23 protein-coding genes, 2 tRNA genes and 3 rRNA genes are annotated in these 24,093 nt (G+C 43.8%); 27 read left to right on the top strand and 1 reads right to left on the bottom strand.

Translation table 11 applies throughout. From position 1 onward, the window contains the following. The first annotated feature begins 10 nt into the window (after positions 1-10). The 18 genes from ACQVGS_RS22005 to rsmI all read left to right on the top strand — a co-directional run bounded on the left by ACQVGS_RS22005 (position 11) and on the right by rsmI (position 14,472). A 16S ribosomal RNA gene (locus ACQVGS_RS22005) occupies positions 11-1,560 on the top strand. Between the two features lie 101 nt (positions 1,561-1,661). Then, a tRNA-Ile gene (locus ACQVGS_RS22000) sits at positions 1,662-1,738 on the top strand. A 12-nt stretch (positions 1,739-1,750) separates the two neighbouring features. Continuing rightward, positions 1,751-1,826: transfer RNA gene (locus tag ACQVGS_RS21995), tRNA-Ala, on the top strand. A gap of 81 nt (positions 1,827-1,907) precedes the next feature. After that, positions 1,908-4,835, top strand: a 23S ribosomal RNA gene (locus tag ACQVGS_RS21990). A 53-nt stretch (positions 4,836-4,888) separates the two neighbouring features. Then, positions 4,889-5,004 (top strand): 5S ribosomal RNA (rrf, locus tag ACQVGS_RS21985). Together the 16S, 23S and 5S rRNA genes with 2 tRNA genes alongside form the textbook arrangement of a ribosomal RNA operon. A gap of 180 nt (positions 5,005-5,184) precedes the next feature. Then, the gene (gene csfB, locus ACQVGS_RS21980) at positions 5,185-5,379 is read left to right on the top strand and encodes an anti-sigma-G factor (protein ID WP_024123601.1); all 195 of its coding nucleotides are present in this window, start codon (positions 5,185-5,187) and stop codon (positions 5,377-5,379) included. A gap of 141 nt (positions 5,380-5,520) precedes the next feature. Further along, positions 5,521-6,135, top strand: a complete 615-nt coding sequence (locus ACQVGS_RS21975; protein WP_106021669.1) for a 5-bromo-4-chloroindolyl phosphate hydrolysis family protein — start codon at positions 5,521-5,523, stop codon at positions 6,133-6,135. Positions 6,136-6,152: 17 nt separating this feature from the next. Then, on the top strand, positions 6,153-7,310 hold the full coding sequence (locus ACQVGS_RS21970; RefSeq protein ID WP_491830624.1) for a toxic anion resistance protein: 1,158 nt from the start codon (positions 6,153-6,155) through the stop codon (positions 7,308-7,310). A gap of 83 nt (positions 7,311-7,393) precedes the next feature. Then, complete coding sequence (locus ACQVGS_RS21965; RefSeq protein WP_106022570.1) at positions 7,394-8,833, top strand: aminotransferase class I/II-fold pyridoxal phosphate-dependent enzyme; 1,440 nt, start codon at positions 7,394-7,396, stop codon at positions 8,831-8,833. Continuing rightward, the gene (gene tmk / locus ACQVGS_RS21960) at positions 8,830-9,468 is read left to right on the top strand and encodes a dTMP kinase (protein WP_101860946.1); all 639 of its coding nucleotides are present in this window, start codon (positions 8,830-8,832) and stop codon (positions 9,466-9,468) included. Before ACQVGS_RS21965 ends, tmk begins: the two co-directional genes overlap by 4 nt. A 74-nt stretch (positions 9,469-9,542) precedes the next feature. Next, entirely contained in the window at positions 9,543-9,872 is a 330-nt protein-coding gene (gene darA, locus ACQVGS_RS21955; protein ID WP_003218295.1) for a cyclic di-AMP receptor DarA, read from the top strand. 12 nt (positions 9,873-9,884) lie between these two features. Then, positions 9,885-10,325 (top strand): YaaR family protein, encoded by a 441-nt coding sequence (locus tag ACQVGS_RS21950; RefSeq protein ID WP_024123606.1) that lies wholly within the window; start codon positions 9,885-9,887, stop codon positions 10,323-10,325. A gap of 11 nt (positions 10,326-10,336) precedes the next feature. Then, a complete protein-coding gene (gene holB / locus ACQVGS_RS21945) occupies positions 10,337-11,326 on the top strand; it encodes a DNA polymerase III subunit delta' (protein WP_127696182.1) in 990 nt (329 codons plus the stop codon). Between the two features lie 2 nt (positions 11,327-11,328). Continuing rightward, positions 11,329-12,156: a competence/sporulation regulator complex protein RicT gene (gene ricT / locus ACQVGS_RS21940; RefSeq protein ID WP_010332686.1), complete on the top strand. Its 828-nt coding sequence runs from the start codon at positions 11,329-11,331 to the stop codon at positions 12,154-12,156. A gap of 14 nt (positions 12,157-12,170) precedes the next feature. Next, the gene (gene yabA, locus ACQVGS_RS21935) at positions 12,171-12,530 is read left to right on the top strand and encodes a DNA replication initiation control protein YabA (protein ID WP_010332687.1); all 360 of its coding nucleotides are present in this window, start codon (positions 12,171-12,173) and stop codon (positions 12,528-12,530) included. 59 nt (positions 12,531-12,589) lie between these two features. Then, complete coding sequence (locus ACQVGS_RS21930) at positions 12,590-13,333, top strand: tRNA1(Val) (adenine(37)-N6)-methyltransferase (protein ID WP_106021672.1); 744 nt, start codon at positions 12,590-12,592, stop codon at positions 13,331-13,333. After that, on the top strand, positions 13,320-13,619 hold the full coding sequence (locus ACQVGS_RS21925; protein WP_106021673.1) for a GIY-YIG nuclease family protein: 300 nt from the start codon (positions 13,320-13,322) through the stop codon (positions 13,617-13,619). Before ACQVGS_RS21930 ends, ACQVGS_RS21925 begins: the two co-directional genes overlap by 14 nt. After that, positions 13,594-14,472: a 16S rRNA (cytidine(1402)-2'-O)-methyltransferase gene (rsmI, locus tag ACQVGS_RS21920; protein ID WP_103672539.1), complete on the top strand. Its 879-nt coding sequence runs from the start codon at positions 13,594-13,596 to the stop codon at positions 14,470-14,472. The genes ACQVGS_RS21925 and rsmI overlap by 26 nt, the downstream gene beginning before the upstream one ends. Before the next feature lie 49 nt (positions 14,473-14,521). Here rsmI and abrB read toward each other — a convergent pair whose 3' ends face one another. Next, the gene (gene abrB, locus ACQVGS_RS21915; RefSeq protein ID WP_003226760.1) at positions 14,522-14,812 is read right to left on the bottom strand and encodes a transition state genes transcriptional regulator AbrB; all 291 of its coding nucleotides are present in this window, start codon (positions 14,810-14,812) and stop codon (positions 14,522-14,524) included. Between the two features lie 496 nt (positions 14,813-15,308). On the opposite strand from abrB, the gene metG reads away from it, so the two are divergent. From metG to ispE, 9 genes are all read left to right on the top strand, one after another. Next, on the top strand, positions 15,309-17,303 hold the full coding sequence (gene metG, locus ACQVGS_RS21910) for a methionine--tRNA ligase (RefSeq protein WP_127696180.1): 1,995 nt from the start codon (positions 15,309-15,311) through the stop codon (positions 17,301-17,303). 78 nt (positions 17,304-17,381) lie between these two features. Further along, on the top strand, positions 17,382-18,149 hold the full coding sequence (locus ACQVGS_RS21905) for a TatD family hydrolase (protein ID WP_044153506.1): 768 nt from the start codon (positions 17,382-17,384) through the stop codon (positions 18,147-18,149). Positions 18,150-18,394: 245 nt separating this feature from the next. Next, positions 18,395-19,618, top strand: a complete 1,224-nt coding sequence (locus ACQVGS_RS21900) for a G5 and 3D domain-containing protein (RefSeq protein ID WP_254518285.1) — start codon at positions 18,395-18,397, stop codon at positions 19,616-19,618. Between the two features lie 144 nt (positions 19,619-19,762). Further along, the gene (gene rnmV / locus ACQVGS_RS21895) at positions 19,763-20,323 is read left to right on the top strand and encodes a ribonuclease M5 (protein WP_044153503.1); all 561 of its coding nucleotides are present in this window, start codon (positions 19,763-19,765) and stop codon (positions 20,321-20,323) included. Further along, positions 20,316-21,194, top strand: a complete 879-nt coding sequence (gene rsmA / locus ACQVGS_RS21890; RefSeq protein WP_095714729.1) for a 16S rRNA (adenine(1518)-N(6)/adenine(1519)-N(6))-dimethyltransferase RsmA — start codon at positions 20,316-20,318, stop codon at positions 21,192-21,194. Before rnmV ends, rsmA begins: the two co-directional genes overlap by 8 nt. A gap of 161 nt (positions 21,195-21,355) precedes the next feature. After that, positions 21,356-22,228, top strand: coding sequence for a sporulation-specific protease PrtG (prtG, locus tag ACQVGS_RS21885; RefSeq protein ID WP_024123615.1), 873 nt, complete (start codon positions 21,356-21,358; stop codon positions 22,226-22,228). 201 nt (positions 22,229-22,429) lie between these two features. Beyond that, positions 22,430-22,690, top strand: coding sequence for a biofilm formation stimulator Veg (gene veg / locus ACQVGS_RS21880; protein ID WP_024123616.1), 261 nt, complete (start codon positions 22,430-22,432; stop codon positions 22,688-22,690). 161 nt (positions 22,691-22,851) lie between these two features. Beyond that, positions 22,852-23,037 (top strand): small, acid-soluble spore protein, alpha/beta type, encoded by a 186-nt coding sequence (locus ACQVGS_RS21875; protein WP_010332697.1) that lies wholly within the window; start codon positions 22,852-22,854, stop codon positions 23,035-23,037. Between the two features lie 147 nt (positions 23,038-23,184). Next, positions 23,185-24,054 (top strand): 4-(cytidine 5'-diphospho)-2-C-methyl-D-erythritol kinase, encoded by an 870-nt coding sequence (ispE, locus tag ACQVGS_RS21870; protein ID WP_024123617.1) that lies wholly within the window; start codon positions 23,185-23,187, stop codon positions 24,052-24,054. Positions 24,055-24,093 lie beyond the last annotated feature (39 nt).

Below are 24,093 nucleotides of genomic sequence, written 5' to 3'. Positions count from 1 at the left end.
TCAAACTACTTTATCGGAGAGTTTGATCCTGGCTCAGGACGAACGCTGGCGGCGTGCCTAATACATGCAAGTCGAGCGGACAGATGGGAGCTTGCTCCCTGATGTTAGCGGCGGACGGGTGAGTAACACGTGGGTAACCTGCCTGTAAGACTGGGATAACTCCGGGAAACCGGGGCTAATACCGGATGCTTGTTTGAACCGCATGGTTCAAACATAAAAGGTGGCTTCGGCTACCACTTACAGATGGACCCGCGGCGCATTAGCTAGTTGGTGAGGTAACGGCTCACCAAGGCAACGATGCGTAGCCGACCTGAGAGGGTGATCGGCCACACTGGGACTGAGACACGGCCCAGACTCCTACGGGAGGCAGCAGTAGGGAATCTTCCGCAATGGACGAAAGTCTGACGGAGCAACGCCGCGTGAGTGATGAAGGTTTTCGGATCGTAAAGCTCTGTTGTTAGGGAAGAACAAGTACCGTTCGAATAGGGCGGTACCTTGACGGTACCTAACCAGAAAGCCACGGCTAACTACGTGCCAGCAGCCGCGGTAATACGTAGGTGGCAAGCGTTGTCCGGAATTATTGGGCGTAAAGGGCTCGCAGGCGGTTCCTTAAGTCTGATGTGAAAGCCCCCGGCTCAACCGGGGAGGGTCATTGGAAACTGGGGAACTTGAGTGCAGAAGAGGAGAGTGGAATTCCACGTGTAGCGGTGAAATGCGTAGAGATGTGGAGGAACACCAGTGGCGAAGGCGACTCTCTGGTCTGTAACTGACGCTGAGGAGCGAAAGCGTGGGGAGCGAACAGGATTAGATACCCTGGTAGTCCACGCCGTAAACGATGAGTGCTAAGTGTTAGGGGGTTTCCGCCCCTTAGTGCTGCAGCTAACGCATTAAGCACTCCGCCTGGGGAGTACGGTCGCAAGACTGAAACTCAAAGGAATTGACGGGGGCCCGCACAAGCGGTGGAGCATGTGGTTTAATTCGAAGCAACGCGAAGAACCTTACCAGGTCTTGACATCCTCTGACAATCCTAGAGATAGGACGTCCCCTTCGGGGGCAGAGTGACAGGTGGTGCATGGTTGTCGTCAGCTCGTGTCGTGAGATGTTGGGTTAAGTCCCGCAACGAGCGCAACCCTTGATCTTAGTTGCCAGCATTCAGTTGGGCACTCTAAGGTGACTGCCGGTGACAAACCGGAGGAAGGTGGGGATGACGTCAAATCATCATGCCCCTTATGACCTGGGCTACACACGTGCTACAATGGACAGAACAAAGGGCAGCGAAACCGCGAGGTTAAGCCAATCCCACAAATCTGTTCTCAGTTCGGATCGCAGTCTGCAACTCGACTGCGTGAAGCTGGAATCGCTAGTAATCGCGGATCAGCATGCCGCGGTGAATACGTTCCCGGGCCTTGTACACACCGCCCGTCACACCACGAGAGTTTGTAACACCCGAAGTCGGTGAGGTAACCTTTATGGAGCCAGCCGCCGAAGGTGGGACAGATGATTGGGGTGAAGTCGTAACAAGGTAGCCGTATCGGAAGGTGCGGCTGGATCACCTCCTTTCTAAGGATATTTACGGAATATAAGACCTTGGGTCTTATAAACAGAACGTTCCCTGTCTTGTTTAGTTTTGAAGGAACTTTGTTCCTTGAATAAGTTAAGATGGGCCTGTAGCTCAGCTGGTTAGAGCGCACGCCTGATAAGCGTGAGGTCGGTGGTTCGAGTCCACTCAGGCCCACCATCTTATACAAATGGGGCCTTAGCTCAGCTGGGAGAGCGCCTGCTTTGCACGCAGGAGGTCAGCGGTTCGATCCCGCTAGGCTCCACCAACGTGTTCTTTGAAAACTAGATAACAGTAGACATCACATTCAATTAGTAACACAAGATATCACATAGTGATTCTTTTTAACGGTTAAGTTAGAAAGGGCGCACGGTGGATGCCTTGGCACTAGGAGCCGATGAAGGACGGGACGAACACCGATATGCTTCGGGGAGCTGTAAGCAAGCTTTGATCCGGAGATTTCCGAATGGGGAAACCCACCACTCGTAATGGAGTGGTATCCATATCTGAATTCATAGGATATGAGAAGGCAGACCCGGGGAACTGAAACATCTAAGTACCCGGAGGAAGAGAAAGCAAATGCGATTCCCTGAGTAGCGGCGAGCGAAACGGGATTAGCCCAAACCAAGAGGCTTGCCTCTTGGGGTTGTAGGACACTCTATACGGAGTTACAAAGGAACGAGGTAGATGAAGAGGTCTGGAAAGGCCCGCCATAGGAGGTAACAGCCCTGTAGTCAAAACTTCGTTCTCTCCAGAGTGGATCCTGAGTACGGCGGAACACGTGAAATTCCGTCGGAATCCGGGAGGACCATCTCCCAAGGCTAAATACTCCCTAGTGACCGATAGTGAACCAGTACCGTGAGGGAAAGGTGAAAAGCACCCCGGAAGGGGAGTGAAAGAGATCCTGAAACCGTGTGCCTACAAGTAGTCAGAGCCCGTTAACGGGTGATGGCGTGCCTTTTGTAGAATGAACCGGCGAGTTACGATCCCGTGCAAGGTTAAGCAGAAGATGCGGAGCCGCAGCGAAAGCGAGTCTGAATAGGGCGCATGAGTACGTGGTCGTAGACCCGAAACCAGGTGATCTACCCATGTCCAGGGTGAAGTTCAGGTAACACTGAATGGAGGCCCGAACCCACGCACGTTGAAAAGTGCGGGGATGAGGTGTGGGTAGGGGTGAAATGCCAATCGAACCTGGAGATAGCTGGTTCTCTCCGAAATAGCTTTAGGGCTAGCCTCAAGGTAAGAGTCTTGGAGGTAGAGCACTGATTGGACTAGGGGCCCCTACCGGGTTACCGAATTCAGTCAAACTCCGAATGCCAATGACTTATCCTTGGGAGTCAGACTGCGAGTGATAAGATCCGTAGTCGAAAGGGAAACAGCCCAGACCGCCAGCTAAGGTCCCAAAGTATACGTTAAGTGGAAAAGGATGTGGAGTTGCTTAGACAACCAGGATGTTGGCTTAGAAGCAGCCACCATTTAAAGAGTGCGTAATAGCTCACTGGTCGAGTGACTCTGCGCCGAAAATGTACCGGGGCTAAACGTATCACCGAAGCTGCGGACTGTTCTTCGAACAGTGGTAGGAGAGCGTTCTAAGGGCTGTGAAGCCAGACCGGAAGGACTGGTGGAGCGCTTAGAAGTGAGAATGCCGGTATGAGTAGCGAAAGAGGGGTGAGAATCCCCTCCACCGAATGCCTAAGGTTTCCTGAGGAAGGCTCGTCCGCTCAGGGTTAGTCGGGACCTAAGCCGAGGCCGAAAGGCGTAGGCGATGGACAACAGGTTGATATTCCTGTACCACCTCCTCACCATTTGAGCAATGGGGGGACGCAGGAGGATAGGGTAAGCGCGGTATTGGATATCCGCGTCCAAGCAGTTAGGCTGGGAAATAGGCAAATCCGTTTCCCATAAGGCTGAGCTGTGATGGCGAGCGAAATTTAGTAGCGAAGTTCCTGATTCCACACTGCCAAGAAAAGCCTCTAGCGAGGTGAGAGGTGCCCGTACCGCAAACCGACACAGGTAGGCGAGGAGAGAATCCTAAGGTGATCGAGAGAACTCTCGTTAAGGAACTCGGCAAAATGACCCCGTAACTTCGGGAGAAGGGGTGCTCTGTTAGGGTGCAAGCCCGAGAGAGCCGCAGTGAATAGGCCCAGGCGACTGTTTAGCAAAAACACAGGTCTCTGCGAAGCCGTAAGGCGAAGTATAGGGGCTGACGCCTGCCCGGTGCTGGAAGGTTAAGAGGAGCGCTTAGCGTAAGCGAAGGTGCGAATTGAAGCCCCAGTAAACGGCGGCCGTAACTATAACGGTCCTAAGGTAGCGAAATTCCTTGTCGGGTAAGTTCCGACCCGCACGAAAGGCGCAACGATCTGGGCACTGTCTCAACGAGAGACTCGGTGAAATTATAGTACCTGTGAAGATGCAGGTTACCCGCGACAGGACGGAAAGACCCCGTGGAGCTTTACTGCAGCCTGATATTGAATGTTGGTACAGCTTGTACAGGATAGGTAGGAGCCTTGGAAACCGGAGCGCCAGCTTCGGTGGAGGCATCGGTGGGATACTACCCTGGCTGTATTGACCTTCTAACCCGCCGCCCTTATCGGGCGGGGAGACAGTGTCAGGTGGGCAGTTTGACTGGGGCGGTCGCCTCCTAAAAGGTAACGGAGGCGCCCAAAGGTTCCCTCAGAATGGTTGGAAATCATTCGCAGAGTGTAAAGGCACAAGGGAGCTTGACTGCGAGACCTACAAGTCGAGCAGGGACGAAAGTCGGGCTTAGTGATCCGGTGGTTCCGCATGGAAGGGCCATCGCTCAACGGATAAAAGCTACCCCGGGGATAACAGGCTTATCTCCCCCAAGAGTCCACATCGACGGGGAGGTTTGGCACCTCGATGTCGGCTCATCGCATCCTGGGGCTGTAGTCGGTCCCAAGGGTTGGGCTGTTCGCCCATTAAAGCGGTACGCGAGCTGGGTTCAGAACGTCGTGAGACAGTTCGGTCCCTATCCGTCGCGGGCGCAGGAAATTTGAGAGGAGCTGTCCTTAGTACGAGAGGACCGGGATGGACGCACCGCTGGTGTACCAGTTGTTCTGCCAAGGGCATCGCTGGGTAGCTATGTGCGGACGGGATAAGTGCTGAAAGCATCTAAGCATGAAGCCCCCCTCAAGATGAGATTTCCCATTCCGCAAGGAAGTAAGATCCCTGAAAGATGATCAGGTTGATAGGTCTGAGGTGGAAGTGTGGCGACACATGGAGCTGACAGATACTAATCGATCGAGGACTTAACCTAATTTCTAATGATGTCACACCTGTTATCTAGTTTTGAGAGAACACTCTCAATTGTTTGGTGGCGATAGCGAAGAGGTCACACCCGTTCCCATGCCGAACACGGAAGTTAAGCTCTTCAGCGCCGATGGTAGTCGGGGGTTTCCCCCTGTGAGAGTAGGACGCCGCCAAGCAAGGGTAAAACCCAGCTCTTTGAGCTGGGTTTTTTGTTTGTCCATGTACAAGTGAAATCGAAACTATACAAACACCGACAGCTTATATAGCCCATATACTGATCTCAAGATTCCAAAAGATCTAAATAATGTATACAATATCAGGTTTCAGGAAAGGCTAATTGTACGGAGGTGGGGACGATGGACGAAACGGTTAAACACCATCAAACATGTATTATTTGTGAACAAGAGAAAAGCAGAGGGATTCATCTTTATACAAAATTCATATGCTTAGATTGTGAGAGAAAAGTAATTTCAACAGCAACTTCCGATCCTGACTATGCCTTTTATGTCAAAAAACTAAAGAGCATTCATACACCGCCATTATATTCTTAGACCTGAGAAGGTCTTTTTTTGTACCATTTTTCACTTTATATAAAGCAATGGATACGATAAAAGAACATGAAACTTGTTTAGGGACTGAACGTAGTAGATAATAATGTTAAATATGAAATACTCACAGGAGTCGATGAAGTGATGCATAGATTTCTTCAATTTTTGATATGGAGTTTCACAAGCAGTGCGACTTTTGTTTTCATAGGATTATTGAGTTTTTTTGGTTTTAACCAATCACTTTTTTTATCTTTTGTATATGGCGTCTCATCAGCAGCTCTCATATACACAGCGGGTTTATGGAATGCAAGACGGTTATTTCTTAAAAAACATGAACTGACGGGAAGAGAATATGCGTACATCAAGAAAAATCTTGAGGAAGCAAGGCAAAAAATAATCCGTCTTAGAAAAGCTTTATTTCAGGCGAAAAGTATCCAGATGTTTAAGCAAAATGCAGAGATGCTGAGACTTGTCAGAAGGATCTATATATTAACCAAAAAAGAGCCAAAACGGTTTTATCGGGCTGAGCGTTTCTTTTATCAGACTCTAGATTCTGTTGTGGAACTGACTGAGAAATATGCTTTTCTTTCTTCCCATCCGAAAAAAAACAAAGAGCTTTCGATGTCGTTGAGTGAAGTGCGTATCACACTTGCTGAATTGACGAAGCGTTTAGAAGAAGATTTAACTCAATTAATGGACGACGAAATTGGTGAACTGCAATTTGAATTAGATGCAGCGAAGCATTCTTTGAAAAAATAACGGAAGGGGCAAGGACGGTGAATAAAGATCGAAGCGAACTTCAAATAGACGGATTGTTGGCAGACCCTTTTGGGGATATCGAAATACCAAAAGGGGAGGCTGTCGAATCAGGGAAGCAGCCAGTGCGGCTTGTCGATGTTCTGCCAGAAGAAAACAAAGAAAAAGCATACCAGCTGGCTGAACAGATTGATCATAACAATATGAACAGTATTGTCTTATATGGTTCACAAGCTCAGTCTAAGCTGCTGTATTTTTCTCATACGATGATTGATCATGTTCAAAAGAAGGACGTCGGGGAAATCGGTGAAATCCTTGGTGAGCTGATGAAAAAGCTGGAACAAGTAAATCCAGATGAACTGCAGTCTAAGAAAAAAGGTTTCTTGGCACGCATGTTTGGGAAAGTGTCTCATTCTCTTCAGGAGGTACTGTCAAAGTATCAAAAGACCAGTGTGCAGATAGACAGAATCAGTTTAAAACTTGAGCATTCAAAAAATGCATTACTCAGTGATAATAAGCTGTTAGAGCAGTTATATGATAAAAACAAAGAATATTTTTCTGCACTGAATGTTTATATTGCTGCTGGTGAATTAAAGCTGGATGAATTAAGAACGAAAACAATTCCTGAACTGAAACGACAGGCCGAGTCAAATGAACATAATCAAATGGCCGTTCAAGAAGTAAACGATTTGATCCAATTTGCTGACCGACTGGATAAAAGAGTGCACGATTTGCTCTTGAGCAGGCAAATTACCATACAAAGCGCTCCGCAAATCAGGTTAATTCAAAATACGAATCAGGCATTAGCTGAAAAAATCCAGTCATCCATTGTAACTGCAATCCCGCTTTGGAAAAACCAAGTAGCGATTGCATTGACACTCTTACGGCAGCGAAACGCTGTGGATGCACAGCAAAAAGTATCCGATACAACAAATGAACTTTTGCTAAAAAACGCGGAGCTTTTAAAAACGAATACAATTGAAACAGTGAAAGCCAACGAACGAGGGATTGTTGATATTGATACTTTAAAGAAGGTGCAGGAAAGCTTAATCAGTACGCTTGAAGAAACGCTGACGATTCAAGAAGAAGGGCGGCTCAAACGCCGACAGGCTGAAGAAGAGCTCATGATGATGGAAGGCGATTTGAAGCAAAAGCTGCTCGCGATAAAGGAAAGGTAGTTTACCAGTAAGTCTTAGCTTTAAGTTCTGTCATAGGAACGATATAATAAAGAGTAAGAATACACATTCAAGGGATTGTTTTAATGAACACACCTTTATATCATGCACTGATTCAACATGCGAGAAGGAATTCTCATTCATTTCACGTTCCGGGACATCACAATGGAGATGTCTTTTTTGATGAGGCTAAGACCATATACAACCCGCTTCTTACAATTGACCTGACTGAACTATCCGGACTTGATGATTTGCATCATCCTTCAGGTGTGATTAAGGAAGCCCAAGATCTTGTCAGCCAATTGTATGGATCGGCAGAAAGTTTTTTTCTTGTGAACGGCACGACTGTCGGAAACTTAGCGATGATTTTATCAGTTTGTGATCCTGGAGATACGATCCTGATCCAAAGAAACTGCCATAAATCTGTCTTTCATGCTGTTGATTTGGCTGGAGCTGAGCCGGTTTATCTCGCACCTGACATTGATGAAATAATGCATGTGCCTACGCATGTTCCGCTTGATACGATAAAAGAAGCTCTAAAGGCATATCCAAATGCGAAGGGGTTGGTGCTGACCAATCCCACATACTATGGACATAGCGCGGATTTGACTGAAATCATTTCAGAGGCCCATCAATACGGAATTCCTGTGCTGGTGGATGAAGCGCATGGCGCGCACTTTGTTTTAGGGGAGCCTTTCCCGGCTTCAGCGTTGCAAATGGGAGCAGATATTGTTGTTCAGTCGGCGCACAAAACGCTGCCTGCCATGACGATGGGGTCTTATTTGCACCTCAATAGCAACAAAATTGAACGGAACCGGGTAGCGGATTACTTGAATCGTTTACAAAGCAGCAGCCCGTCTTATCCGATAATGGCTTCATTGGATCTTGCCCGCGCTTATGTGCAGCATATGATAGAGGAACAAAAGCTTTCTGACGTTCTGCAGCATATTCAATCGATTAAACAAACGTTTGATTCACTTGCATATGCTGAAGAGGTTGAACCGGCCAATCAACGGATTACAACGGATCCGCTGAAGCTCACCATTCGTTCCAAATGCGGCCATTCAGGTTTTACACTGCAAAAAATATTAGAGCATGTCAACATATTCACAGAGCTTGCCGATGAAAATCAGGTTTTGCTTGTTCTTCCCTTGGGAGGAAAAAGAAGAATTACTGCTGAAACGATTAAGAAAATCGATCAAGAGATCGAAAAGACTCCATCGGACCAAATGAATGTTTCTGCAGAATGGGGAGCACAGCCTATTACTGTAATGCCTTATTCAAAAAAGGTTTTAAACACGTTACAGAAAGAATATGTGGGTTTTGATAAAGCGGCAGGCCGGCTGAATGCAGAGGATGTTATACCTTATCCGCCGGGAATTCCGATGATTATGGCAGGCGAAAGAATCACAAGGGAAAGCGTACAAAAGCTCAGCCGCTTGATCAGCATGAAAACGCATGTTCAAGGGAATATGAAAATCAATGAGAAGCAATTACTTGTTTATATAGAAGAGGAGAGATCATGAGCGGTTTATTTATTACATTTGAAGGTCCTGAAGGCGCGGGAAAAACGACTGTATTGCAGGAAATAAAAAAGATACTGGCAGCAGAAGGCCTTCAGGTTACAGCAACACGGGAACCAGGCGGCATAGATATCGCAGAACAAATTCGAGAAGTTATTCTAAACGAAAACAACACGTTAATGGATCCGAAAACAGAAGCTCTCTTATATGCAGCTGCAAGACGTCAGCATTTAGTTGAAAAAGTAACACCTGCTTTAGAGCAGGGGCATATTGTACTTTGTGACAGATTCATAGACAGTTCACTCGCATACCAAGGATATGCAAGAGGCCTTGGTATTGATGAAGTTCTTTCGATTAACCAATTCGCCATTGGAGATATGATGCCTCATGTCACAATTTATTTTTCAATTGATCCGGAAGAAGGCCTGAAGCGCATTGATGCGAACGGCTCTCGGGAGAAAAACCGGCTCGATCTGGAAAAGTTGAGCTTCCATACAAAGGTTCAGGAAGGTTATCGGGAGCTGATGAAACGTTTTCCAGAAAGATTTCATTCAGTTGATGCAGCACAATCGAAAGACCTCGTTGTTCAGGACGTTCTAAAGGTTATCAAAGAAGCGTTGAAAAAAATTCAATTGTGACCTGTTTCTCATTAGTTGATATAATAATGTAAACGAGATCATTGTTGTTTCCAATCTAAAGGAGGCCTTTACAGATGAAATTAATAGTGGCAGTTGTACAAGATCAGGACAGCAACAGACTTTTGAAAACTTTAACAGATCACAACTTTAGAGTCACAAAGCTTGCGACGACGGGAGGATTTCTTAAATCAGGCAATACAACGTTTATGATTGGTGTCGAGGATATTCGGGTCGATAAAGCATTGAGCCTCATTAAAGAAAACGGACAGAAACGTGATCAGATGATTGCTCCTGTATCTCCAATGGGCGGAAATGCTGATTCATATGTCCCTTATCCAGTCGAAGTCGAAGTTGGCGGAGCGACAGTGTTTGTCCTTCCAGTCGATGAATTTCATCAATTTTAAGGATTTGAAACTGTGAAAATTAATAAAGATATACGCACATTTATAGATAATAAGCAGCTTCCTTCTATGAAAACAGCTGAGATTTCAGCATCTTTTAAAACATCAATGGAGAACCAAAGCAGCAAATTGAAGTTTGATCAGCTGACCAGGATGTTAACGGACATAGAAGCATTTGGGAAAAGACTGACGAAATCACGGAATTTTAAAGACTTGGCAAGATTTAAAGGGCTTGTGAAACGTTTTGTCAAAGAAGCTGTTGACAGCGGCCTTTCACATGAAACGTCGAAAAGCTTTGATCTTTACGGAAACAGCAGAACGCTGGGACTTGTAAAAGAAATAGACGAGAAATTGATAAAGCTTACTGAAGAGATGATGGATCAGGAAAAACCGGCAATTGATTTGCTGGAGCGTATTGGCGAAATAAAAGGTTTATTGATTAACCTTTACACATAGAGAGTGATACAATGGCAATATCCTGGAAGGAAATGACCGAGCTTCAGCCCAGAGTAATGAAGCTTTTATATAATAGTATTGAGAAGGACAGACTATCACACGCTTATTTATTTGAGGGCAAAAAAGGAACAGGCAAGCTGGAGGCCGCAATGCTTCTTGCGAAAAGCTTTTTTTGTCTGGAAGACGAAGCAGAGCCTTGTGAGAACTGCAGAAATTGTAAGCGGATTGAGTCGGGGAACCACCCTGATCTCCATCTGGTCCAGCCTGATGGGTTATCGATTAAAAAGGCGCAAATTCAAGCGCTGCAAGCAGAGTTTTCTAAAACAGGGCTTGAATCGCATAAAAAGCTGTACATCATATCCCATGCAGATCAAATGACGGCTAATGCGGCAAACAGCCTGCTGAAGTTTTTAGAGGAACCGAACAGAGACACAATGGCCATCCTTATCACTGAGCAGCCTCAAAGGTTATTGGATACCATCATTTCAAGATGCCAAACCCTTCCTTTTCAGCCTTTGCAGCCCAAAGCAATTGAAGACCGACTGATAGAACAGGATGTCTTGCCTCATATGGCGAGGCTCCTGGCGAACATGACCAACAATGTAGCAGAAGCAGTCGAATTAAGTCGAAATGATGAGTTTGCAGAGTCTAGAGCGAAAGTGATAAAATTGTATGAAGTCTTACACCAGCGGAAAGGACATGCCTTTTTCTTTATTCAAGATCAATGGATGCCCTTTTTCAAAGAAAAAACCCATCAAGAAATGGGTCTTGATATGCTCTTATTGATATATCGCGATGTGTTGTCCATCCAAATAGGAAATGAAGATAAATTGATTTATCAAGACTTATTCCAATCAATAAAACAGCATGCGCTACAATCAACACAACAAAGCGTTACGAACCAGATACTTGCTGTTTTAGAAGCAAAGAAACGGCTTCATTCCAATGTGAATGTGCAGGGATTAATGGAGCACTTGGTGTTAATGTTGCAGGAGGGATAAGCTTGTACAATGTAATTGGCGTCCGCTTTAAAAAAGCGGGTAAAATATATTATTTCGATCCGAATGGATTTCATATAGAACAAGACAGCTGCGTAATTGTAGAAACTGTCAGAGGCGTTGAGTACGGCCAGGTTGTTGTCGCGAATAAACAGGTGGATGAGCATGATGTTGTGCTTCCGCTCCGTAAAGTGATACGCGTGGCTGACGAGCGCGATCTTCTTATTGTAGAAGAAAACAAACAAGAAGCTTTATCAGCATTTGAAATATGCCAAAAGAAAGTGATAGATCACGGCTTGGATATGAAGCTGGTCGATGTGGAGTTTACGTTCGACCGTAATAAAGTGATTTTTTACTTCACTGCTGACGGCCGAGTAGACTTCAGAGAACTTGTAAAGGATTTAGCCTCCATCTTTAAAACAAGGATTGAGCTTCGCCAGATTGGGGTGAGAGATGAGGCAAAAATGCTCGGAGGAATCGGCCCTTGCGGCAGAATGCTTTGCTGTTCAACATTCCTCGGAGATTTTGAACCTGTGTCCATTAAGATGGCGAAGGATCAGAACCTATCCTTAAATCCAACAAAGATTTCTGGTCTTTGCGGACGTCTGATGTGCTGTCTGAAATACGAAAACGATGAGTATGAGACTGCAAAGGAACAGCTTCCGGATATAGGGGAAATGATTACGACAGCAAACGGGCCTGCAAAAGTCGTCGGGCTGAATATTCTGGAACGGGTGCTTCAGGTGGAACTGATGAACCGTGAAAAAGTGATAGAATATACTTGGGAAGAGCTCTTGGAAGAGGGCGTCGTATCCGCACAAACCACAGATTAACGAGGTGTGGAACCTTGGATAAAAAAGAGTTATTTGATACCGTCATTAACTTAGAAGAACAAATCGGCTCGCTTTACCGGCAGCTGGGGGATTTAAAGCAGCATATCGGTGAGATGATTGAGGAAAATCATCATTTACAGCTTGAAAATAAGCATTTGCGTAAACGGCTGGACGATACGACGCAGCAGATTGAAAAGTTTAAAGCTGATAAAAAAGAATCAAAAACACAGAAGACAGAGCAAGCTGATATAGGGGAAGGATATGATAATCTGGCACGTCTGTATCAGGAAGGATTCCATATCTGTAACGTCCACTATGGAAGCGTCAGAAAAGAAGATTGTCTTTTCTGTCTGTCATTCTTAAATAAAAAATAAGGAAAAGGCTTCCGCATCAGACGGAAGCCTTTTTCAAAGGTGCTGGAAAGGATAAGAAAATGGTTTCATTACATGACGATGAAAGATTAGATTATTTGCTGGCAGAGGATATGAAGATTATACAAAGTCCAACGGTGTTTGCTTTTTCATTGGACGCTGTGCTTCTCTCCAAATTTGCTTATGTTCCGATTCAAAAAGGAAAAATTGTTGATTTGTGCACCGGCAACGGCATTGTGCCGCTGCTGTTGAGTACAAGGTCAAAAGCAGATATCCTTGGTGTTGAAATTCAGGAAAGATTGCATGATATGGCTGTCCGCAGTGTGGAATATAACAAACTGGAGGCTCAAATTCAAATCATACATGATGATCTGAAAAACATGCCTGAAAAGCTGGGGCATAATAGATATGATGTTGTTACCTGCAACCCGCCTTATTTTAAAACACCGAAACAGGCCGAACAAAATTTGAATGAGCATCTCCGTATCGCACGACATGAAATTCACTGTACATTGGAAGATGTCATTTCAGTCAGCAGTAAATTGCTAAAGCAAGGAGGAAAGGCGGCGCTTGTTCACCGTCCGGGCCGGCTTCTCGAAATTTTTGAATTGATGAAGGCTTATCAAATTGAGCCGAAGCGTGTTCAGTTTGTCTATCCGAAACAAGGGAAGGAAGCCAATACCATTTTGGTTGAAGGCATAAAAGGCGGGCGTCCAGATTTGAAAATACTTCCTCCGCTGTTCGTGTATAACGAACAAAATGAATATACAAAAGAAATCAGGACCATTTTATATGGAGACAAATAACCATTTCTTTTATGTTGTACAGTGCAAAGACAACAGCTGGTATGCAGGGTATACCAACGATCTGCAGAAACGGCTGAAAACTCACAACGATGGAAAGGGCGCAAAGTATACAAAAGCAAGACGCCCGGTTGATTTAATTTTTGCTGAGGCTTTTGCAACGAAGCGGGAAGCCATGCAGGAGGAATATTACTTTAAAAAACTGACCCGCAGAAAAAAAGAGCTTTATATAGAAGAAAAACGGAACAGCAAGGAGGCTGTATATGTTAAGGCGCCAGATGAGCTTTAATGGAAAGTCGGATATGGGGATTCTTTATTTGGTTCCGACACCTATCGGAAATCTAGAGGATATGACATTTCGTGCGATCGAAACGCTGAAATCAGTGGATGCGATTGCTGCAGAAGATACGAGGCAAACAAAAAAGCTTTGCCATGTATATGAAATTGAAACACCGCTTGTCAGTTATCACGAACATAATAAAGAAAGCAGCGGCCACAAAATCATTGAATGGCTGAAGTCCGGGAAAAACATAGCGCTGGTCAGTGACGCCGGCCTGCCGACAATTTCTGATCCTGGAGCGGAAATCGTCAAGGACTTTACGGAAATGGGCGGTTATGTTGTTCCTCTGCCGGGAGCCAATGCCGCATTAACAGCGCTGATCGCTTCAGGAATTGTACCGCAGCCTTTCTTTTTCTACGGATTTCTCAACAGGCAGAAAAAAGAAAAGAAGAAAGAACTCGATGTCCTCAAAAAACGGCAAGAAACGATTATTTTTTATGAAGCACCTCACCGATTGAAGGAAACCCTGTCTGTGATGTTAGACATATTAGGAGATCGGGACATTGCGGTGACCCGTGAACTCACTAAGAAATATGAAGAGTTTATAAGAGGAACAATATCCGAAGTGATAGACTGGGCAAATGAGGATCAGATCCGCGGTGAGTTTTGTCTTGTGGTCGAAGGCAATAAAGCTGAGGAAGCAGATGAAGAAACACATTGGTGGGAGAACCTATCTGCAAAAGAACATATCGAGCATTACATCTCAAAGGGAGCGACATCAAAAGAAGCCATTAAAAAAGCGGCTGTAGATCGTAACGTCCCAAAACGTGAAATGTATGATGCATACCATATTCAGCAATAAAAAAAACGTTCTTGTGTCATAACAAGAACGTTTTTTGTGTAAAAAATGATTATTTAAGGTTTTGAAGCTGGTTTTGGATTTCGCTGATGATTTGCTCAGCGCCTTCTTTGCTTAGTACCAATTTGCCGCCAGCAAGTTTAAGGTTATCGTCAGAAACTTCACCAGTTACTTGGCAAGTCATGTTTGGTTTATATTTTTTAAGGATGATTTTTTCATCATCAACATAAATTTCAAGAGCATCTTTTTCTGCGATTCCAAGAGTACGACGCAGTTCGATAGGAATCACTACACGTCCTAATTCATCAACTTTACGTACAATACCAGTAGATTTCATAAACATTCTCCTCCCAAGAGATAATTATTGTTTAAATTATATTTTTCTTCGTCATTATTCGACAAAATCCTTACCTTCATAGCATAACAAGGTTTCCAATAATCGTCAATCCTTTTGTTTACTATTGATTGTAAGATTTAGTTCTTATAGTCAGTAATGGCTTTGAAAATACCGGAATAACAGCATTTTATAATTTTCTAATAAAGCTATTATCCTATGAAAAATCCTTTTAAATCAAGACTTTCGAACCAAGGTTTTTTATACCGTAAGATTATATACGACAAAATTCGACATGAACAGACTTTTTTTATTTTCATTAAACATTTTTAATTTTAATTATTCTTTTTAGGGGCATACGTATATATCCTTGATCTTAAAGGCTAAGATGGTATCATAGATAAAGGATAAATATAAAAATAGGTAATCATATATGATTTGCACTTATCGCCGCTCTCGTCCTTTGGGCGGGAGCTTTTTGACATTCTGATTGGGAGGTTTCAAGATGCCGCAAGAAAACAATACATTTTACATTACAACACCGATTTATTATCCGAGCGGAAAATTACATATCGGCCATGCGTATACGACAGTCGCGGGTGACGCAATGGCTCGCTACAAACGATTAAAAGGCTTTGATGTTCGCTATTTAACGGGAACGGACGAGCATGGGCAGAAGATTCAGCAAAAAGCTGAACAGGAAAACATTACGCCTCAGGAGTATGTGGATCGCGCAGCGGCAGATATTCAGAAACTGTGGAAACAGCTTGAAATCTCAAATGATGACTTTATCCGCACAACTGAAAAACGGCATAAAGTCGTCATAGAAAAGGTGTTTCAAAAGCTTCTTGATAACGGGGACATCTATCTTGATGAATACGAGGGCTGGTACAGTATCCCTGATGAAACATTCTATACGGAAACTCAGCTTGTGGATATTGAACGAAATGAAAAGGGTGAGGTTATTGGCGGGAAAAGCCCTGACAGCGGGCACCCTGTTGAATTGATCAAAGAGGAATCCTATTTCTTCCGTATGGGGAAATATGCTGACCGTCTTTTAAAATTCTATGAAGAAAACCCAACCTTCATTCAGCCGGAGTCACGTAAAAACGAGATGATTAACAACTTCATCAAACCCGGCCTTGAGGATTTAGCTGTTTCACGCACCACATTTGACTGGGGTGTGAAGGTGCCGGAAAATCCAAAACATGTTGTGTATGTTTGGATCGACGCACTATTCAACTATTTAACAGCACTCGGTTATGATACAGAAAATGATGAGCTATATCAAAAATATTGGCCTGCCGATGTTCATTTAGTTGGTAAGGAAATTGTGCGATTCCATACCATTTATTGGCCGATTATGCTGATGGCTCTGGATCTTCCGCTGCCGAAGCAAGTATTTGCGCATGGCTGGCTTTTGATGAAAGACGGAAAAATGTCGAAATCCAAAGGCAATGTTGTTGATCCAGTCACACTCATCGAACGCTACGGTTTAGACGAGCTTCGTTATTACCTGCTTCGCGAAGTGCCATTTGGATCTGACGGTGTCTTCACGCCGGAAGGTTTTGTTGAACGGATTAACTATGACTTAGCGAATGATTTAGGTAACCTTTTGAATCGTACTGTTGCTATGATCAATAAATATTTTGACGGGCAAATCGGTTCTTATAAAGGTGCCGTAACGGAATTTGACCAGACGCTTTCTTCTGTGGCTGAGGAAACAGTGAAATCATATGAAAAAGCAATGGAAAATATGGAATTCTCGGTGGCTCTTTCAACGTTATGGCAGTTGATCAGCCGTACAAATAAATACATTGACGAAACGGCTCCATGGGTTCTTGCCAAAGATCCTGAAAAAGAAAAAGAACTGCAGTCGGTTATGTATCACCTTGCTGAATCATTGCGTATTTCAGCCGTACTGCTTCAGCCGTTCCTGACAAAAACACCGGTAAAAATGTTTGAGCAGCTGGGCATCACGGATGATGCTTTAAAAGCCTGGGACAGCATTACAGCTTTCGGTCAGCTTAAAGACACAAAAGTACAAAAAGGCGAGCCTTTATTCCCGCGTTTAGAGGCAGAAGAAGAAATTGCGTACATTAAAGAGAAAATGCAGGGCTCAGCTCCAGCTAAAGAAGAGAAAAAAGAAGAAGAGCCGCAAGAGGTCGACCGTTTACCTGAAATTACGATTGATCAGTTCATGAATGTAGAACTTCGTGTGGCAGAGGTTATAGAAGCAGAGCCGGTGAAAAAAGCAGATCGTTTACTGAAACTCCAGCTTGACCTTGGCTTTGAGAAACGCCAAGTCGTATCCGGCATTGCAAAACATTATAAGCCTGAGCAGCTTATTGGAACAAAACTCGTATGTGTAACAAATCTAAAACCGGTTAAGCTGAGAGGAGAGCTTTCTCAAGGAATGATCCTTGCAGGAGAAGCAGACGGCGTATTAAAAGTCGTATCCATCGATCAGTCCTTACCGAAAGGCACAAGAATTAAATAATGATAAACAAAAGGTGTTTCACGTGTAACAATTCGTCGAACACCTTTTGTGTTTCGACAAGAAAGGAGTTTTTCATTTATGTTATTTGACACACATGCGCATTTAAATGCAGAACAATACAATACAGATCTAGAAGAGGTTATTGAGCGGGCGAAAACTGAAAAAGTGGACCGTATTGTAGTCGTCGGTTTTGACCGGCCGACCATTACCCGGGCGATGGAAATGATTGAGGAATATGATTTTATTTATGCTGCCATCGGCTGGCACCCGGTTGACGCCATTGACATGACAGAGGAAGATTTGGCTTGGATTAAAGAGCTTTCTGCTCATGAAAAAGTGGTAGCGATAGGAGAAATGGGCCTGGATTATCATTGGGATAAATCTCCTAAAGATGTTCAAAAAGAAGTATTCAGAAAACAAATTGCCTTGGCGAAAGAGGTCAATCTTCCTATTATTATTCACAACCGTGATGCGACAGAGGATGTTGTTGCCATTTTGAAAGAGGAAGGCGCAGACGAAGTCGGCGGCATCATGCATTGCTTTACGGGCAGTATCGAAGTTGCAAGAGAATGTATGAAGATGAATTTTTATTTGTCATTTGGCGGTCCTGTCACCTTCAAAAATGCGAAGAAACCGAAGGAAGTTGTAAAGGAAATTCCGAATGATAGGCTGCTGATTGAAACTGACTGTCCGTTTCTTACACCAACTCCTTTTCGAGGGAAAAGAAATGAGCCAAGCTATGTAAAATATGTGGCGGAGCAGATTGCTGAATTAAGAGGAACAACCTTTGAAGAAATTGCATCAATCACGACTGAAAATGCAAAAAGACTTTTCCGTATAAACTGACAAAAAACGCTAGCAGGTTTTGTAAGAGCTTGTCCGTTCCGGCGTTTTTCCATAAAAGTTCTACATGCTTTCTTCTCCTCATAGGATAGGTTTGTCGACAAGTCTTTCTTCCGTTTCTCGGTGTGTTTCAGGATAATGAAGAAGACACTGAGCTTTTAGGAGAAGGAGAAGGGAGGGTTGACAGCCTTTTAGATACTCTATATAATCTCTCCGAGGAGAAGGAGGCGTTTTTCATCACACAAAAAATGAAAAAGCTGTTTTCCGTAAAGCTTAGCAAAAGCAAAGTCATTCTGATTGCTGCTTGTTTGCTGCTGGCGGGAAGCGGGACTGCGTACGCAGCTCATGAGCTGACGAAACAATCAGTCTCAGTTTCTATCAACGGCAAAAAGAAAAATATACGCACACATGCAAAAACAGTCGGTGATCTTTTAGAAACACTCGATATAAAGACAAGAGACGAAGATAAGATCACACCTGCTAAAAAGACACAGATAACAGCAGATATGAATGTTGTGTATGAGGCTGCAAAACCTGTGAAGCTTACTTTAAACGGGGAAGAAAAGACATTATGGTCAACAGCAAAAACGGTCGGTGCATTACTGGACGAACAAGATGTTGATGTGAAAGAACACGATCAAATTGATCCTGCAATAGATACAGAAGTTTCGAAAGACATGAAAATTAACATAGAACCTGCGTTCCAAGTCACTGTGAACGATGCGGGGAAAGAAAAGAAGATCTGGACGACTTCGACTACGGTCGCTGACTTTTTAAAACAGCAAAAGATGAACATAAAAGACGAAGATAAAATCAAGCCTGCGTTAGACGAAAAGCTAACGAAAGGAAAGGCTGATATTACAATAACTCGTATCGAAAAGGTCACCGATGTAGTTGAAGAGAAAATAGCGTTTGATGTGAAAAAACAAGAAGACGCTTCTCTTGAAAAAGGGCAAGAAAAGGTCGTTCAAAAAGGAAAAGAAGGCAAGCTCAAAAAACATTATGAAGTCGTAAAGGAAAACGGCGAAGAAGTTTCCAGAGAGCTTGTAAAAGAAGAAACAGCCGAGCAAAGCAAAGATAAAGTGGTTGCGATCGGCACGAAGCAAAGCAGTCCGAAGATTGAAAAGGTCAGTGCTTCTGGCGATTCAACACCAGTTGTGTCTCGGAGCAATGAATCAACCGGCAAAGTCATGACAGTATCATCTACGGCTTATACTGCAAGCTGCAGCGGATGTTCAGGACATACGGCTACAGGTGTTAATCTGAAAAATAATCCTAATGCAAAAGTCATCGCAGTAGATCCAAATGTCATTCCGCTAGGCTCAAAAGTCCACGTTGAAGGATATGGATACGCTGTTGCTGCTGATACGGGCTCAGCGATTAAAGGGAATAAAATAGATGTCTTTTTCCCTGAGAAATCATCGGCTTACCGATGGGGAAATAAAACAGTTAAAATTAAAATCTTGAATTAATATATACTTATCTATACAGAGGGTTTTGCGCCCTCTGTTTTTTTCGTTATAATAGACGAAGTGTATTTTCTGCTTATTAGACGCTCGAAATATGAAAAAGTTTCATCAATATACAAAAGTTTTTATTTTGTCTTGGAGGAAATAATGAAAATTAAAGAGATCATTGTGGTCGAGGGGCGTGACGATACAGCCCGCATCAAATTGGCTGTTGATGCAGACACAATTGAAACAAATGGTTCAGCCATCGGTGATCATGTGATTGAACAAATCCGTTTGGCTCAGGAAACCAGAGGAGTCATTATTTTAACGGATCCGGATTTCCCGGGTGAAAAAATACGAAAAACCATTTCCGAGGCTGTACCTGGCTGTAAGCATGCATTTTTGCCAAAGCATCTTGCGAAACCTAAGAACAAACGGGGAATTGGCGTAGAACACGCATCGATTGAAAGCATCAGGGCATGTTTAGAAAACGTGCACGAAGAAATGGAAGCACAGCCGAGTGAAATTTCTGCTGAAGACCTGATTCACGCCGGGCTGATTGGCGGATCTGAAGCAAAGCGCCGCCGTGAACGTCTTGGTGATTTGCTGAAAATCGGATATACAAATGGCAAACAGCTTCAAAAACGGCTGCAAATGTTTCAAATTAAAAAAAGTGATTTTATGAGTGCGCTCGATACCGTCATGCGGGAGGAACAGAATGAATAAAGATATTGCGACACCGAATAGAACGAAAGAGATACTGAAGAAATACGGTTTTTCTTTTAAAAAGAGTTTGGGACAGAATTTCTTAATCGATACGAACATTTTAGACAGAATTGTCGACCACGCCGAAGTGACAGAGAAAACCGGTGTCATTGAAATCGGCCCGGGAATCGGGGCTTTGACTGAACAGCTTGCCAAGCGGGCGAAAAAGGTCGTGGCATTTGAAATTGATCAGCGTTTATTGCCGATCCTTAAAGACACGCTCTCCCCTTATGACAATGTCACTGTCATTCATCAAGATGTGCTTAAGGCTGACGTCAAATCGGTCATTGAAGAGCAATTTAAGGACTGTGATGAGGTGATGGTTGTAGCCAACCTTCCTTATTATGTGACAACGCCGATTATCATGAAGCTGCTTGAAGAAAACCTTCCGCTGAAGGGGATTGTCGTTATGCTGCAAAAAGAAGTGGCCGAACGTATGGCAGCTGATCCTTCATCTAAGGAATACGGTTCACTTTCTATTGCTGTGCAATTTTATACAGAGGCCAAAACGGTGATGATCGTTCCGAAAACGGTATTTGTTCCTCAGCCTAATGTAGATTCTGCAGTCATTCGGCTGATTCGCCGTGACGGCCCGGCAGTGGATGTAGAAAACGAAGCCTTTTTCTTTCAGTTAATTAAGGCGAGTTTTGCTCAGCGCCGTAAAACATTGCTTAATAACTTAGTGAACAATCTGCCTGATGGAAAAGCAAAAAAACCAACGATCGAGCAAGTGCTGGAAGAAACGAATATTGACGGCAAGCGCCGAGGTGAATCCTTGTCTATTGAGGAGTTCGCTGCGCTGTCTAACGGATTGTACAAAGCCCTTTTTTAAAAGGGCTTTTTGTTTTCGCACCACATGGACTGCCGCTACATAGGCTAGAGAAGGACCTTAAAATTCAATGATAAGAAAAACTTGCACTCAGCGAAAAAAGGCGCTTTTCTCAAGGCTCTTTCTTTCATGATGAGGCTTAGTCTATGTGTGGAGTGAGGAACGTGCAATTTCAAATAGGGGATATGGTAGCCAGAAAATCCTATCAAATGGATGTTTTGTTTCGCATTATAGGGATAGAGCAAACAAGTACAGGAAATTCAATCGCCATTTTGCATGGTGACGAAGTCAGGCTGATTGCTGATGCGTATTTTTCTGATTTGGTGGCCGTGCAAAAAGATGAGCAGCTGATGCGAAAAAAGAAAGATGAAAGCAGAATGAATGAATCACTTGAGTTGCTCCGTCAGGATTATAAACTGCTGAGAGAGAAACAGGAGTACTATGCAACAAGCCAGTATCAGCATCAGGAGCACTATTTTCATATGCCGGGCAAGGTGCTTCATATGGATGGTGATGAGGCGTATTTAAAAAAATGCCTGAGTGTCTATAAAAAAATCGGTGTGCCGGTTTACGGCATTCATTGCCACGAAAAGAAAATGTCTGCTTCTATAGAAGAATTGCTCGACAAATATCGACCTGACATCCTGGTGATTACCGGGCATGATGCATACTCCAAGCAAAAGGGCGGCATTGATGATTTGAGCGCATACAGACATTCAAAACACTTTGTCGAAACAGTTCATAAAGCCCGAAAAAAAATCCCTCACTTAGATCAGCTTGTTATTTTTGCGGGGGCTTGCCAATCCCACTTTGAATCACTAATAAGAGCGGGGGCGAATTTCGCGAGTTCTCCTTCAAGAGTAAACATTCACGCTCTTGATCCTGTATATATCGTAGCGAAAATCAGCTTTACGCCTTTTATGGAACGAATCAATGTATGGGAAGTGCTTCGGAATACACTGACAAGAGAGAAAGGACTTGGAGGCATTGAAACAAGAGGAGTACTGAGGGTCGGAATGCCTTATAAGTCCAATTAACCCCGGATAGATGATTTATTCGGGGTTTTTATTTTGCATAATGATACATAATTTACCGAAACTTGCGGAAAATATTTGAGGAATCATAGAATTTTGTCAAAATAATTTTGTTGACAACGTCTTATTAACGTTGATATAATTTAAATTTTATTTGACAAAAATGGGCTCGTGTTGTACAATAAATGTAGTGAGGTGGATGCAATGGCGAAGACGTTGTCCGATATTAAAAGGTCGCTTGATGGAAATTTAGGTAAAAGGCTGACGTTAAAAGCAAACGGTGGCCGCCGAAAAACGATTGAGCGCTCGGGCATTTTAGCTGAGACGTACCCTGCTGTTTTTGTGATACAACTAGATCAAGACGAGAACTCGTTTGAAAGAGTTTCATACAGTTATGCTGATATTTTGACTGAGACTGTTGAGCTGACATTTAATGATGACGCGGCAAGTTCAGTAGCATTTTAACGGGCAGTGAACTTTTTGTTTACTGCTTTTTGTTTTGCCTTTTTTTGGTTTCCATTAATTCTCTCGATATTTTCACTGTCATTAAACAAAAGATATAAACGGTCACATTTTATCGTGACGTGCACGAATCGTTATCATCTCTAAAAAAGGGGTTGTTTCGTTTGGGCAGACGTCGTGGAGTTATGTCAGATGAGTTTAAATATGAGCTGGCTAAGGACCTTGGTTTTTACGACACTGTAAAAAATGAAGGTTGGGGCGGCATTCGTGCCCGCGATGCCGGTAACATGGTAAAACGGGCAATTGAAATCGCCGAACAGCAAATGGCTCAGAATCAGAATAACCGATAAGGAATGTGACCCGGGGGACGTATGGTTCCCCGGTTTTTGATTTTGGATGTAAATACATAATAGCTCCAATATGGATATGTTCATCCCGTACTTCAAATGTGATACAATGTTCATACTTATGTTTAGATGGAGAAGTAGGTGAAAGCTATGCGTATTTTAGAAAAAGCGCCAGCCAAGATCAATCTGTCACTCGACGTTACCCGAAAACGCCCGGATGGTTATCATGAAGTCGAAATGATTATGACGACAATTGATTTAGCGGATCGGATTGAATTGACGGAGCTGGCAGAAGATGTAGTGAGGGTTTCATCCCACAACCGCTTTGTGCCCGATGACCAAAGAAACTTAGCTTATCAGGCTGCCAAGCTCGTCAAAGACAGATACAACGTGAAAAAGGGAGTTTCCATTATGATCACTAAGGTGATCCCGGTGGCTGCAGGCCTTGCTGGCGGAAGCAGTGATGCGGCGGCAACACTCAGAGGACTGAACAGACTGTGGAATTTAAATCTTTCTGCAGAAACGCTGGCGGAGCTGGGCGCGGAAATTGGCTCAGACGTCTCGTTTTGCGTCTATGGCGGAACTGCGCTTGCCACCGGACGCGGTGAAAAGATCAAACACATCAGCCCGCCTCCGCATTGCTGGGTCATTTTGGCGAAGCCGACAATCGGCGTTTCCACGGCCGAGGTCTACAGACAGCTGAAGCTTGATGAGGTGGAACACCCGGATGTAAACGGTATGATTGACGCGATTGAGGAAAAGAGCTTTCAAAAGATGTGCAGCCGTTTAGGCAATGTGCTTGAGTCTGTAACGCTTGATATGCATCCTGAAGTTGCGATGATCAAAAACCAGATGAAACGCTTTGGTGCAGATGCTGTGTTAATGAGCGGAAGCGGCCCGACTGTGTTTGGACTGGTTCAGTATGAGTCTAAGGTACAGAGGATTTATAACGGGTTAAGAGGCTTCTGCGATCAGGTATATGCGGTGAGAATGATCGGCGAACAGAACGCTCTTGATTAAATCCGTATGTTAAGTTATATTGATCTTAAAATATTCGGA

It is taken from the genome of Bacillus sp. SD127, from assembly GCF_058566445.1.
This window is presented reverse-complemented; position numbering and strand designations above follow the sequence as displayed.